The following is a 14,995-nucleotide window of genomic DNA, read 5'->3' as shown; positions in this document are numbered from 1 at the left end:
AGGTGCTCATGTTCAGGCAGATTTTATCCTACACGAAAAAGTACCCATTGAGCTATCGGATGATCATCACGAATATTTGCCTTGCGGTCTTGCCCATTCTCCTGTTAGGGACAATGGGCTATTTGTCATATGTACATATGATGAAGCAAAACGCGCTCGACAGCATCGGACAGATCGTCAATCAGACAAACGACCGTCTTGACGAATATTTCGGACGAATGGACCAGCTGTCCAGATCGATCTTCTACAACCGGAACGTGCAGCAAATCATGATCGCCAATCAGAGCTGGCAGGAATCGGACACGCTGCTGCGCAATCTGAACAGCTACATGTCGCTGGAGTCGACAATCAAGTCGTTGGCAATGGTGAACGCGGATACATTCCGCACGGTATCGGAAGGGGGCATTATCACGGCTGCCATGATGACGCATATTCGCAATAAGCAGCTGGAAGGGGAGTTGACGACGCGGATTCAATATTCGCCGCTCTTCGAGATGCAGGACGGGAGGCCGGGCATGCTTGCATTCCGACAGATCAAGTCTATTCAGCAGACGCGGTATCTGGATCAGCTGTATATCGGAGTGATGCTGCTGGATATCGAATGGATCAGGCATGCCTTGCAGACGGCGAATATGGACAACAAGGCCAGCCTTTTTATCGTGAATGGACATGGCGAGATTGTAGGAGCCTCTTCCGGCAAAATAGGCATTGCCGAGCTCGCCCCGCTGCTGCGGGAGCAGCCGACCAAAGAAGTACGGCCTGTCCGTTTGGACGATGCAGACTACCTGTACCAGATCATTCCGTTCGACGGTATGGACTGGACCTTCGTCGCGCTAATCAACAAAGACAAGCTGCTGGAGAAGGCGACATTCATCCAATATACGCTTGTTGGCGTCGTTGTCATTCTGATCGCGGTCGTCATCTTGGTCGTGGTTTCCTTCAATATTCGGCTTACCCATCCCATCACGAAGATGGCCGATGCGTTCGACCGGGCGGCCAGCGGCAACTTCGACGCCGTGCTGAGGTTCGGGTATCGCAACGAAATTACCGTCATTCAAGATCATTACAACAATATGCTTGACCAGATCAAGCGGCTGACGGACCATCTGCTGCTGTCCCAGAAGCAGCTGCACGATACGGAAATGGAGAAGCAGCTTTTCCGTCTGAGCGGGCTGCAGAGCCAGATCAATTCGCATTTTCTGTACAATGTGCTGCATTCCATTCGGGGGATGTCGATGTCCGGAGCCAAGAAGGAGGTTGCTTCGGCGATCGATCATCTGGTGTCCTATTTTCGCTACATCACGCGCACCGAGGATTACGTCCTGCTGTTCAAGGAACTGGAGCATCTAGATACGTACATCGCGATTCAACGCATTCGCTTCGGGAAGCGGCTCCAATTCCGGACGGAGATGGAGCCGGGGCTCAAGGGACATGCCATCGTCAAGTTGATCCTTCAGCCGCTTGTAGAAAATGCGTTGTTCCACGGCCTGGAAGGGAAAAGCGGGCGCTGGCTGATCCGCGTGCAGGCCGGCAAGACGGAGGGCGGCGATCTGCGCATCATGGTCATGGACAACGGCATGGGCATGAGCGAAGAGAAGCTGAGGCGGGTGCGCGAGCATCTGGCGGGCCTTATCGATGAGCCGCCGGAGAGGGAGCATCTCGGACAAGGCATTGGATTGGAGAATATTCACAGTCGGGTACGCATTTATTACGGCGAACCATACGGACTATCCATCAAGAGTTGGGAAGGGCGGGGCACGGTCGTAACCATCACCATACCGCATCGCAACGGGGAGGACCACAATCATGCATAACTTGCTGTTGGTAGACGACGAGCATTGGATTCTGAAGGATATGGAGCAAATTATCGACTGGGAAGAGGCAGGCTTCCGGCTGGCAGGCAAAGCGAACGACGCGGTGGCCGCCGAGAGCATATTAAGGCGCCAACGCATCGACGTGTTGGTCAGCGACATTCGCATGCCGGGCAAAAGCGGCCTGGATCTGCTTCGCTTCGCGAATCGCGCTTCGCCGGATACGCTGGTGGTGTTCATGAGCGCTTACGGCGAATTCGCTTACGCCAAGCAGGCGCTGGAGCAGGGTTGCTTCAGCTACCTGCTGAAGCCAGTCAACGAAGCGGAACTGCTGGACACGCTGGATAGATGCAAGCGACGTCTGGCGGAGCGGGAGCGGGAGCGCAGCGGACGACAGGTAGCCGAGCAGGCGATGTTGTTCCTGGAAGGGATCGGGAAGGATCTGCCGATCGTTCGCCTGCTGGAAGGGCTGGTTGACTTCAGACCGGCCTTCGCGCCGCAGTCACGAGTCATGTTCGCTTGCGTGAAGGCGTACGGACCGCTCGGGTTGGAGGGACTAGCCCCGCTGGACGAACTGCTAGAGGGAGGGGGCATATCCTTCTACCGAAGCCGAGTCAGTTCATCCAAGTGGTGCTACATGCTGGAGCTCGCCGTGCAGTTGGAGGCGGGCTCGGCCGTTAGGCTGTACAGGGCGATAAGGCGACTCGTCCAGGCGAAACGTTGGGATGTAGGGCTCAGCGCCGTCTGCGATACGTCCAGCCGTTCCGGCAACGTCTATCATCAAGCCGCGATGATGGCAGACACTTCGATACTGGCAGGCCGAAAGGGCGTACATCGCTATAAGTCCGACGTGAACGGGGCTGTGACGGGAATTAGGGAACGGATCGCCAAGGCGGCCAAGCCGGAGCAGTTGAAGGCGATTCTGATCGACGTTCATGAAGGCATCAAAGCCGGACGCATTCATCTGAGCGGTCTAGCGGAGCTGTACAATTCGTTCATGGCGGCGATAGACCACCTGACTTCCCGTCTGCAGCCGGAGCTGACGGATTCGGCTTATACGCAGGACATGCTGCTGCACTGCGGCAATCCGCAGGAGCTGCTGGAGGAAATGGCGGAGCAGCTGGAAGATCGCCGACAGCGTCAGAACGGCGAGCCGAATGCCCAGCTCATCGTGGAGGATGTCGCGCGCGAGGTCGACCTGATGTACGCGCATCGGATTTCGCTGAAAGAGCTTGCCCGCAAGCATTACATCAGCCCGAATTATTTGAGCCATCTGTTCAAGCAAGAGAAGGGGCAAAGCTTTATCCATTATTTGATCCGCCGCCGTCTTGAAGCGGCACAAGCGCTGCTGGAGCAGGATATTTCGCTGTACGAAGTTGCGCGCATGGTGGGCTACGACGATTACGCTCATTTCAGCAAGTTGTTCAAGAAGCATCTTGGCCAATCGCCGTACGATTGCAAGCAACACAAGAAACGACAAAAAGAAATCACGGAAGGCTACATGGAAAAAAATTAACCCCCTTGTCATAAAGTATGGAACAACCTCGTTTCTCTGTGCGGAGAAGCGAGGTTGTTTTTTTGCATATGGCTCTGGCTCCTGCCATGCATTGTCGTAACAAACAACAAGCGATCTTCCAATATGAGCACATGGGATGCCGTCGAGGGCTATGGCACAATAAAAACAAATAGAACGGCCTTAACAAACACCCTAACCCACTAAAGCAACGCGAACGCACAGGAGGAAACTATGGAGATTACGATCATGAAGCCTTTGGGAAAATCGGGCCGAAAAGCCCGCGCGGAGGAATTCGGCGTACGCGCGGACAGCGATTGCAACGGCGCCGCGCTGCGGAGGGCTATACAGCATTGCAAGAATGAAGGCATCGGCGAGTTGCTCGTGCAACCGGGCGTCTACCGGTTCGGCGCCGGACAACATCCGGTATTCGAGGAATTAAGCGACTTCCGGTTCGACGGGGGCGGCGCGGAATTCGTATTTCGGTCGGCTGAAGCGTTTATCGCGATCCGGCATTGCCGGCGAATGGAGTTTCGCAACTTGACGGTGGACTGGGACTGGGATCACAGCCCGCTGGCCAGCATTGGAGTCGTAGAGCGAGTGTCCGATGACGTGTCGTGGTTCGAGTTGGCGTTCCCCGAATACGAGTCGGTTCCAGCGGGGCTGGACGTCCGCACGCTGAATCCGATGAATCCTCGAACGCTGACCCCGGGCTGCGAATGGGGGCACGAGTTCGGCGGGAATGTGCTGGGCGAAGTGCTGGAGGTACGCGGCAACATCATGCGCATCGCGCTGCCGGATCCGGAGAACTTTCGCTTCCTGAATCGCGGTCAGGCCTACATCGTGCGGCATTACGTGTACGACGCCCCCGCATTCGAACTGCACGAGAACGAGCATCTGAAGCTGGAGGAAGTGACGGTATACGGCGCGCCGGGTCACGCCTTCGTAGCCACCGGCGGTCAGCATCATTGGGGTCTTGCGCGCTGCCGCCTCCTGAAGCGGCCCGGCACGACACGCTGCATCTCGGCGACGGCGGACGGCTGCCATATCAGCAACTCGCTCGGCTCGTTCCTTATGGAATATTGCGATTTCAGCGGGAACGGGGACGATTGCCTTAATATTCACGATAATTCCGTTCAGAACTTCGAGCGATTGGACTCCAGGAGCATCGCGATCGGTAATGTATTTCCATGGCGAAATCCCTTCGCGCCGGGCGATCCGGTGGAGTTCCGGCATCCCGATCTATCGCCAACGGGCTTCACCGCTACGGTTGCCGATGCGGATTGGGACGAGCGCGGACGGCGCTGCGTGCTGACGTTCGGAGATGACCTGCCGAGCGACTTGTCGGAGAAGGCGATTATATTCAATCGCCGCTACAATTCGGGGCATTATGTCGTGCGGCACAATTTCTTCCACGATAACCGGGCGAGGGGAGTATTGCTGCATGCTTCCGACGGATTGGTAGAGCATAATTGCTTCTACCGCAATCAGGGGCCAGCCATCCAGATCGAATGCGGGGCGGAGGCGCGCTGGGCGGAAGGTTTCGGCGTCGATAATCTCACGATACGGAACAACCGAATCGAAAGCTGCGACGTCAATCATTGGAGCATGGCCGTCATCTACATGGGCGTCTATCTGGAGCAAGGCAGAACCCGTTACCCTATCTTCCGCGACATCGCGATCGAGCATAATACCATTGTGGATTGCCCTCAGCAAGCGGTTTTCGTCTCCTCGTGCGAGCGGGTTGCTATTCGTGGCAATGCCTTGCTCAACCCTAACGCGGGTCCGCCCAAAAGCGATCGGGATGGCGATGCCAACTGCGTGCCGAACCGAAGCTTGTATCACGGGACGATCATGGCGAGCCACTGCCGCGAGGTCATCATCGAGCATAATCGCCGCATAGCTGTCGCGCCTGCCACCGATGACCGCATATGGGTCGAAGCCGATTCGGCGGGTTCGGTGGAGATTCGCGGCAATCACGGATTTCGGGAAGTCGGGTGAAGGAGATGCAAGCGAAATTAGCGAATCCGAAGACCGCGCAGCCGCTTAAGGCTCCAAACGACGTATGGCGCCGAATTCTCAAATACAGGATGTTGTACGTCATGGTGCTGCCGTCCGTCGCGTTTCTGTTTATTTTCCACTATATCCCGATCTATGGCGCTTCCATCGCGTTTAAGGACTTCTGGGTGACCAAAGGCATTCTTGGCAGCCCGTGGGTCGGCTTCGAACATTTCGAGAAGCTGTTCCGTACCGACAAGTTCTGGCAGGTATTCCGCAATACGATTGAAATCAACCTGCTTCGCCTCGCCTTCGGTTTTCCGGCTCCGATCCTGCTGGCGATCCTTCTGAATGAAGTGCGGAACCGGCTGTTCAAGCGATCGATTCAGACGATTGTTTATTTGCCGCATTTTATTTCGTGGGTGACGATTGCGGGCATTATTTTCACCTTGCTATCGAACGAAGGATTGGTCAACAAAGCGATTATCGCTTTGGGCGGCGATCCCGTCAACTTTCTGACCAGCAACGGCATGTTTCGGCCGCTGCTCGTCCTTTCCGGCATCTGGAAGGAGGTCGGATGGGGCACGATCATCTATCTGGCCGCGCTGGCAGGCGTCAATCCCGATCTGTACGAGGCGGCGACGGTCGACGGCGCGAACCGTTTCAAGCAAATTTTGCATATCACGCTTCCGAGTCTGCTCCCGATTATATCCATACTGCTCATCCTGAATTTCGGCAGCATGATGAACGGGGGGTTCGATCAGGTATTCAATCTCTACAACACGATGGTGTACGAGAGCGGCGACGTTATCGACACCTACGTCTACCGTATCGGCCTGACGCAAGGCGAATATAGCGTGGCGACGGCAATCGGACTATTCCTTAACCTGATTAATTTCGCCTTGCTCGTAATCGTCAACTGGACGGCGAAACGAATCGGAGGACAAGGCATTTATTAGAAAGGAGGACAACGGTCCGTGGTTAGATCCAAAAGCATTTCCGGCGCGATATTCGATATCCTTAACATTCTGTTCCTGCTGCTCCTGGCGGCCGTGACGCTGTATCCCTTCTGGCATGTGCTTATCGGCTCCATCATGCCCTACGAAGAATCCATCCGCTCCGTTATCTATCTATTCCCGCAGCGGCCGACCTTCGAAGCGTACCATTACGTGTTCTCCAAAGATACGTTGGTCGGCGCCTTGCTTGTATCGGTATTCGTCACGGCGGCCGGGATGCTGTATCAGCTGTTCATTACGGCGATCACGGCATATCCGCTAATCAAGCAGGATTTGCCGGGCAGAACGTTTATCTTTATGTATATTATTTTTACGATGTTTTTTGGCGGAGGCTTGATACCCTATTATCTCCTCATTAAAAGTCTGGGGATGGTCAATAGTCTCGCGGTCATGATCATTCCGGCGGCGATCAGCACGTACAACATGATCGTGCTCAAAACGTTTTTCCAGAACATTCCTTTGGAGCTGGAGGAATCGGCGAAAATCGACGGCGCGGGTTATATGACGATTTTTTTTCGGATTATTCTGCCTCTGTCGGTACCCGCCCTGACGACAATCGGACTGTTCATAGCGGTGGGACAGTGGAACAACTGGTATACGCCGATGCTGTTCCTGAACGACAAGGATCTATGGCCGCTCGCGATGGTGCTGCGGGATATTCTGATCAACAACAACATGGAGCTGACCCGCGGCGGAAGCTACGTCAGCCAGGAGTTTATGCTGGGCGATACAATCAAGAACGCCGTCGTCATCGTCTCCGTCGTGCCGATCATTATCGTATACCCGTTCATTCAGAAGCATTTCGTGAAAGGGGTGATGATCGGTTCGATCAAAAGTTGAACCTTCTTTTGCAGGTTGAACCTTATGCGGGGGCTTGATATTCTACTAATTAACGGGGAGTTGGACAAGCATGTTGAGCACAAACAAAAAAAGCAGAAGAAAATGGATGATTCCGGTGTTGGCCGTATTGACATCGACCAGTCTACTGGCTGGCTGCGCCGGCAACAACAACGGCGTCGCGACGCCGTCGGCGAATACATCGCAGAGTGATGGAGGTAAAGGAAACGGATCGGAGCAGCAGGCAGCTCCGGTCGAGCTGTCCGTATTCAGCTGGATGTTTGAAGGAGCCGACGCTCCGGATTCGATCATCTATCAGAAGCTGCAAGAGAAGCTGAATATCAAGCTCAAGCCGATTACGGCTTCATGGAACGACTGGGAGGAGAAGCTGAATGTCATGATCGCGTCCGGCGAGATGCCGGATGTGTTCATCTCTTACGGAATTGACCGTCCGGTGCAATACCGTCAATGGATCAAAGAGGGCATGCTGCTGCCAATCTCCGACTACGGAGATCAATATCCCAATATTCAGAAGTCGCTCGATAACTTTGAAGCATTGGCCAAAACGACCGGAGGCATTCACTACTCTCTGCCGGTCTACAACGAAGCGGGCAGCGACAAAACGGCGGTAAGCGGCCATAACATCCTGATCCGCAAGGATTGGCTCGATAAGCTGGGGCTGCAGGTGCCGCAAACGATTGATGAGTTCAAGCAGGTAGCGGATGCGTTCACGAATGGGGATCCCGACGAAAACGGCAAAAAGGATACGTACGGGTACACGTCCAGCTCCGGCGGCGTATGGTGGCAATATCCGATTTTCAACGCCTTCGACACAAGCACGGATCGTTGGGAGAAGAAGGACGGCAAATGGATGCCGGAGGTCATCTCCGACGAGACGAAGCAGGCTATCGAATTTTTGAACGCCATGTATGCGGACAAAACGTTAGACCCCGAATTTATGCTGAATACGGACGACAAAAAAATCGAGAAGTTCGTCACCGGGAAGGTAGGCATGATTGTTCATAACGCCAACGCTACGCTGTATAACGATATCTTCGGTAAATTCGAGCAAGCATACCCCGACCGGGATCCCAAATCGATTTTCACCTGGGTCGGTACCCTGAAAGGGACGACGGGCAAGCAGCGCATGGACGGCTTCAACAATTTCTGGTGCGTGACTTCGATCAACTCCGGCATCTCTGAAGAGAAGCAGAAGAAAGCGCTGGAGCTGCTGGACTATTTGCTGTCGGACGAAGGGCAGGATCTGATGCTGAACGGCGTTGAAGGCGTCCATTACAAGAAGGATGGCGACGCGATTGCTTCGTTGATGTCTGATGAAGACCGCTCTAAGGATAAAGCGTTTTCGCTGAAGGCGCTGGTATCCTGGAACACCGACTTCTTACCGGACAGCACGCTAAACAAGGAAGACATCGTCGCATTGTCCCAATCGACGGGCGATTATGCCGTCCCTAATCCGCTCGCTTACCTGAATATCAGCGAAGAGGCGCTGGATCCCAGCCTCTCGAATCAACTTAACGACTTCGTGAACGAAACGGTTGTCAACTTGATCGTGGAAGCGGGCGATGTCTCCGCCAAATTCGACGACTTCAAGGAAGCCTGGTTGTCCAAAGGCGGCGACAAAGTCATCGAAGAAACGAATAAGCAAGCGGAAGCGGAAGGACGCTAAGCGGCGCGCGGGGAAAATCCGGACACAAGTTTTGTCCGGATTTTTTCCTGTAGTCACGCATGTCGCTTTAAGTGACAGAAAAATATAAGCGAACATAGGGGAGCGCAAGAGACATGGAGCTGGGACAAGACCAAAAGTTGTTGTTCATTGGAGACAGCATTACCGATTGCGGAAGGGAAAGCGACCCCGAAGGGCTGGGCGACGGTTACGTCCGCATGATTCGGGATTATTTGTACGTGCGGCATCCGGAGTTGACGCTCCAATGCCATAATCGGGGCGTCAGCGGCGAGACGATTATGGATCTGAAGTCGCGCTGGCAAGAGGATGTTATCGCGCTGGGGCCGAATTGGCTGACCGTATCGATTGGCATCAACGACGAATGGAAGGAAGTATCCATCGAGGAATATCGGCGCGCCTACGAGGAGCTGCTGACGGAGACGAAGGATAGGACGGGGGCGTCCCTGATCCTGATGGAGACCACGATTATATCCGAGAATCCATATGACGGGAAAAACGAACGGCTGAAGCCTTACAATGCGGTCATCCGTGAAACGGCAGAGCGCTTCAATGCCGTATTGGTGCCGCAAAACCGGCAATTCGACGACTATTTGCGGAAGCAGCATGGCAAAGTTCTCACTCTTGATCAGGTGCACATGAATTCAACCGGCAACTGGCTGATCGCGCTGAACTGGCTCAAAGCTTGTGGATTGGCGTAACTAGGAATAGCAGCTCATACCCACGAGAAATGGACATCCCTTCAGGGATGTCCATTTCTCGTTCGTTCGTTTTATGGATTGATGTAGCGGAGCAGATTGTAGACGAGTTGCGCGGCCTCGGCTCGCGTGGCGTTGGCTAGCGGCGCGAATATCCCGTCGGCACGTCCTTGCATCAGCGAAGCTTCCCTCGCGGCGGTCACGTACGGCCTCGCCCAGGTGGGAATGTCGTTGGCATCGGCATAGCCGGCAACTTCGACGTCTGCCGTACCGCCTGTCGGCAGGCCGATCGCCCGTACGATCATTGCGGCCATCTCGGCACGACTGATCGGCTCGTTCGGCGCGAAACGTTGTTCGCCTCGCCCGGCGACGATGCCGGCTTCGACCGCGGCGCCGACCGCGTCCGCGTACCACGCGTCCTGCGCCACGTCCGCGAACGCGGTAGACCGGACTACGGGCAGCTGGAGGGCCCGCACGAGCAGGGCTGTAAATTCAGCGCGGGTCGTCTGGCCGCCGGGCTTGAAATCGGTATCGTTAATGCCGAATACAATATGTTTGGCGGCCAACGTCGTTACCGCCTTTATAGCCCAGTGAGCGGCTTGAACGTCGTTGAACGTTTTGCGATATTCCAGAACGGCGTAAACGCCATTGTCCGAAATGGCCGCGGTTATGGATCCGTCGGCAGCATCGACGTTCCCTCCGGCATACAACCATTTTCCGGTGTCCGGATCATAAGCGTATAGTCCTAATAAATCCTCGTCAACGGACAGACTTTCATCGAATGGCAGGCTCAAGATCGCGTCTCCGTGAGCAGGCTTCGCCTCCACGCGTTCGCCGTCAGCCATGGCCACAGCGATGTCAACCCGCAAGAGCGGGCCGGCCGCTTTAAGCCTGGCATGGTCTTGGGCTGCCGGCACGAATACATTCGGCCGATTCTCCATTGGAACGACAGAGACCTCCAGCCTGGCTCCGTCGGCGTTCCCCGCCAGTCGCAACAGCTCGCGCAGCAAGGAAGGTTGAATGGATAAGGAAGCCCGCTCCAGCTTCAACTTGAGCGGATTGTCGGCATCCAGTTCCGCCAAAGCTACGGAAACGACGGTTTTGCCGTCTTCGCCATGTCCGGTGCCGCCGCCGTCGTTATCGCCCGCATTGCCTCCGCCGATCGCTCCATCAGTACCGGAACCTCCGGAAACGGCGGCTGCCAGACGCAGCTCGTTCGAAGCGATGCTTTCGCCATAGCCATTGTAGGCCAGCACACTAACATAATAGGTTTGCGGCAGCGAAAGACCGGCGAGCCTCAAGCTGGTCGCTCCGCCTGCATCTACAGTTGTCGTGTACGTTCCGCTGGAAGTGCCGTAACGTACCACATAGCCGGATGCGCCGTCCGAGGCTGTCCATTGGATGGATAAGGTGCCGTCTGCCGCCGAACTTCCGGTTGCGATCGGAGCGGCGAAGGCGGTACGCATCGGCAGCAGGTAGCCGAACAACTCCGGCGACTTGCCCGCGCCGATTCCGCTGTTGTATTCGATCCAGCCGTTGCGGGCATCGGAGCTGTCGGGATTGACGACGGTTCCGTCGCTGTAGTTGGCCAATATCGAGATTCCCAGTTCCGAACCTGCTTCTGCAATAACGCCTTCCGGCAGCAGCTCCTGCCACGGAATGGCGATTTCGTAACGGGTTACGCCGGCAGTCCCGTCCCGGACGACCGCAAGCTCTCCGCCGGTGAAAGGACCGCTTGTCTTGCCAGCTACGGCATGGTAACGGTATGCTAGCGCGCTGCCCCCGTCGGTCAAGCCGAAGGCGAGCTCCGTATAGCCTTTGGCGCCGGGTTTGCTGCCGCGCTGGGGATCGACGGCGATCTGTATGCTGGAGCCCTTCCACAGATCGGCCGCGCTTGAGATGGGCAGATGATGTTTGTTTTCCCGAACATCGACAGCCAAGTACAGCTTGTTTTCGTCCCAACGGGTGGAACCTTGGACCGTCAAGACATCGGCGGACCAGCGGTTGATGAAGCCCGCTTCGATCTCTCTGACTTGATCTTGCTTGTCCATCGTGAAGCCTGGGGCGGCTGCATCCCATTCGCTTAGATCTCCGTCGATAAGCGGCGGGGTCTCGGCATAAAGGCTTCTGAGCGCCCGGGTCTGTTTCTCGATCGTAATCGTCTCGGACTCGTGCATGAGGCCCGAGGCATCGTACACGCGGTATTGAAGCGCATGTTCTCCATTGCCCAAGCCGTCCAGCGTCGCCGCGAACGGGGAAGCCTGCAACTCCCGCGTTAGGCGTCCGTCAACGTAGAGCTCCACCTTGCGGATATCGTCGATGCCAGACAAATACGGCCTTGTCGCCAAAGAGGCGGTCGTGATGTAATCGCCGTCCCGCGGCGCAAGGAAGCTGACCCGCGACGGTTTGACGACCGGGGGAATGACGTCACCCGTCGTGACGCTCGTGACTGCGGAAGCTTCGCCGAAATAACCATTGTTGCCTTCGGCATTCACCATATAGTAGTAGGTCGTGTTCGGCTGCAGGTTTTCCCGATCCTCGAAAGACGAAGTATACGATTCGCCGACCATGTTGGCGTAGGTCGGTTCGAAGTCGGGCTGCGTGCCGCGATAAATATTGTAATGCGAGATGCCCGAGCTTTGCTCTTCCGGTGCCGTCCAGCTTAACTGCACATAGCGGTCGAACTCGGCGACAAGATTTCCCGTTGCCGCAGGCGCGGTTTCGTCCAGTAAACGGACGCTAGAGCTAAGGTCGTACCCCGTCGCTTCCTGCCAGGCGGCAAGCGTATCGTAGGCGGCCCCGTTCAGGATCGAGCGGAAGGACGCTTGCGGGCTGTAGATGCTGTTGCCATCGATCGCGTCGACGATCGTATTCGGTCCGATGCTGAATACGTCTGCACTTGCCAGATTCGGCCGAATGACGATGTTGTTGTCCCGTATTTCGTTGCCCGTCCATGTGCCATGGGGATTGGAGGCGGTGTTGACCGCGCCGGTGCCGTCCACATCGACGATAATCATATTGCCGGCGACCACGACGTTGTGAAGTCCGGTCGACAGATCCGGCCTGCCGGTGAAATTGCCCAGAGCGATTTGCCCTCTACCGTTAGACTGCAACGCCTGGTTGCCCTCAACGCGGTTTTGGATGATTTTGGCGCCGTTGTTGCTCATCGTGGTCATTCCATTGCCTTTGTTGCCGTGCGAATAGTTGTATTGAACCGTAATATTGTCGCAATACCAGTCCACGTTGATGCCGGCACCGTCGTAGCCGGACGAGGCGTCCTTCATGTTGTAGACCTCGTTGAAGCGGATGACGGAATCGCGGGAGGCGATGAACCATAGACCGCCCGGGCCCCAGGTGTCCGTGCCGAGTCCTCCGTCATGCACGACATTCCGCTCGATCGCCGAGTCGTGGGCATTCTGGACGACGATTCCTTGGCTTGCCGTGCGGTAAACATGGTTGCCGACGACGTTGACGTTGCCGTACAGAAGCTGCGAGCGAAGCTCTTCGTTCCTTTCGACATCCCAGCCTGTCGTCGTGATGCCGTACCAGGCGACGTCGTGGACGGTATTGTTCGCGATCGTAAGGTCGCGCGCCACTTCCTTGCCGTCCGTCCCGGGAACCATCGCGGAGATCATGATGCCGTTCGTGTTGCTGTCGTAGGTGTCGCTATATACGTCGTTGTTTTCGATTCTGACGTCCCGATGGAGGGCGGAGTTATCGTAATGCAGTTGTATGCCGGCCGTAATGCGGTCCCAGGATTGGCCCGAAGACGCGATAATATGAACGGACAGCCCCTCGATGACCCAGTGGCTCAGGTTGTAGCCCGTAACGACGCTGCCGCCGTTCGGGGCGTTCCAACTGACAACGGGCTTGTCCCCGTCGCCGTAAGCGCCTATGGCAATGGGGCTGCCCGGCTCGCCGGAGCCGCGCAGCACGAGCGGCTCGTTCCAGCCGTCGCCTGCTTTGAGCAGAATCCGGTCGCCAGCGCGGAAGGTGCCGTTATTGATTTTGTTCAGCGTCCGCCATGCCGTGCTCTCAGTCAGCCCGTCATTATCGTCGTCCCCTAGACTCGAGCTGACATAATAGACGGTATTGCCGACCGAATCCACCGGCACGGTTACGCGGCTTGCCGTGACGTTGTCGTAGCCTGCCGTCGCCTGCAGCGTCATCAGGGCAACCCCGCCGGCCGCGAATGCAGAGTCCGAAGTCTCCAGAAGCTTTGCTCCGTCAATGTGCAGCGCCAGCTTATCGCCGGCGGCCACGCCATGCCAGTCATAAGAACGACCGGGCTCCATGAAGAACGGCGTCTCTGCCAACACGATATCCGAGTCTCCGCTACGCTTGACGATCTGCGCCGCGCCATCGCCTGAGCTGTATCTCATCCAATAGCCGTCTCCCGAAATTTGCCGCCGCAGGAGAATGCCGACCGAGCCGTCTTGTCCGGCTTCCTCGAGCGCAATACGCGCCTTCAGCTCGTAATGGCTCCAGGAAGCTTCTCCGGCATAGACGGTTCCGCCGGTCATTTCCGTCTGGGCAAACACGTGGTTGATGCCCGTCCCGGTCACGCGAACGTTATCGACTTCGACGGAAGTATCCCAGGTCGCGAGCGCGATTCGGCCCGATAGATAGGGGGAATCGTCGTCGCTTGCGGTCAACACCAACTCGCCGTTGCGATACACGCGGAAGGTGTCGCCGATCGCTTCCACCTTGATCCGTACGTAAGCGGACGTTTGCAGCGAGGGGCCTTCATAGGCCGATATCCATCTCTGAAAGTCGCCGTTCTGCTTCATTATGCGAATGTAAGATTCGCTCATGTACAGGTAGTAGAAGTGCCGGCTGTCCTGGTAGCGGAAATCCATCATCGCGCCTGCTCCGTTCAGCAGCTTGATATCCGCCTCGTAGGCGTAGTCGGTCCAGGCTGCGTCGCCTGCCGCCAACTCGGAAGCGCCTCCGGCGCTTTGCCGATAAGCGGTGGTGGCGCCCTCCGTTACGGGTGACCAACTGCCGCCGTTCAGACTCCATTTGGCAGCGTTTCCATTTTCGAAGTCATCCGAAAACAATACGGGAGCTGCCCCTTCTTCGACGCTCCATTGTCCGCTCTCGACGGTCCATGCCGCAGACGGCCCATCTTCGAAATGGTCTTGCAGCAGCAGGGCAGACGCTTCCGCGACTCCCGGCTTGATGGCCAAAGGCAGGCTCATAAGCGCGACCAAACAGGCCAGCGCCGCCAGCAGCTTCCGGCGATAAATCAAACTTCTCATGTTGAGTGTCCCTCCTAAGATTCGTCGTTCACCTCTAACTTTAGCATTGGGATATCGCAACTAGACATGTGTTTATTCGGACAAACTGCATGTGGTTTTATATGATGTTGTAAAGTAGCTGCACTACAGCCCCAAGTATTGCAGCCCGTCCCCGCGTTC

At 56.2% G+C, this 14,995-nt stretch carries 8 protein-coding genes; 7 read left to right on the top strand and 1 reads right to left on the bottom strand.

All coding sequences use genetic code 11. From position 1 onward, the window contains the following. The first annotated feature begins 8 nt into the window (after positions 1–8). From H7F31_RS31945 to H7F31_RS31915, 7 genes are all read left to right on the top strand, one after another. On the top strand, positions 9–1,814 hold the full coding sequence (locus H7F31_RS31945; RefSeq protein ID WP_187102131.1) for a cache domain-containing sensor histidine kinase: 1,806 nt from the start codon (positions 9–11) through the stop codon (positions 1,812–1,814). Further along, positions 1,807–3,327 (top strand): response regulator, encoded by a 1,521-nt coding sequence (locus H7F31_RS31940; RefSeq protein ID WP_187102130.1) that lies wholly within the window; start codon positions 1,807–1,809, stop codon positions 3,325–3,327. The genes H7F31_RS31945 and H7F31_RS31940 overlap by 8 nt, the downstream gene beginning before the upstream one ends. A gap of 231 nt (positions 3,328–3,558) precedes the next feature. Continuing rightward, a complete protein-coding gene (locus H7F31_RS31935; RefSeq protein WP_187102129.1) occupies positions 3,559–5,325 on the top strand; it encodes a right-handed parallel beta-helix repeat-containing protein in 1,767 nt (588 codons plus the stop codon). 5 nt (positions 5,326–5,330) lie between these two features. Further along, positions 5,331–6,281, top strand: coding sequence for an ABC transporter permease (locus H7F31_RS31930; protein WP_187102128.1), 951 nt, complete (start codon positions 5,331–5,333; stop codon positions 6,279–6,281). An 18-nt stretch (positions 6,282–6,299) separates the two neighbouring features. Then, on the top strand, positions 6,300–7,178 hold the full coding sequence (locus tag H7F31_RS31925) for a carbohydrate ABC transporter permease (RefSeq protein ID WP_187102127.1): 879 nt from the start codon (positions 6,300–6,302) through the stop codon (positions 7,176–7,178). 70 nt (positions 7,179–7,248) lie between these two features. Then, positions 7,249–8,862: an extracellular solute-binding protein gene (locus H7F31_RS31920; protein ID WP_187102126.1), complete on the top strand. Its 1,614-nt coding sequence runs from the start codon at positions 7,249–7,251 to the stop codon at positions 8,860–8,862. 113 nt (positions 8,863–8,975) lie between these two features. Continuing rightward, a complete protein-coding gene (locus H7F31_RS31915) occupies positions 8,976–9,578 on the top strand; it encodes an SGNH/GDSL hydrolase family protein (protein ID WP_187102125.1) in 603 nt (200 codons plus the stop codon). A gap of 71 nt (positions 9,579–9,649) precedes the next feature. On the opposite strand, the gene H7F31_RS31910 is transcribed toward H7F31_RS31915, so the two are convergent. Next, positions 9,650–14,836: an S-layer homology domain-containing protein gene (locus H7F31_RS31910; RefSeq protein WP_187102124.1), complete on the bottom strand. Its 5,187-nt coding sequence runs from the start codon at positions 14,834–14,836 to the stop codon at positions 9,650–9,652. Between the last annotated feature and the right edge of the window lie 159 nt (positions 14,837–14,995).

Origin of the sequence: Paenibacillus sp. PAMC21692 (assembly GCF_014303795.1) — a bacterium.
GTDB lineage: Bacteria > Bacillota > Bacilli > Paenibacillales > Paenibacillaceae > Pristimantibacillus > Pristimantibacillus agaridevorans.
Note: the sequence above shows the minus strand (reverse complement) of the source record. Positions and strands in the feature narration are given on the sequence as shown.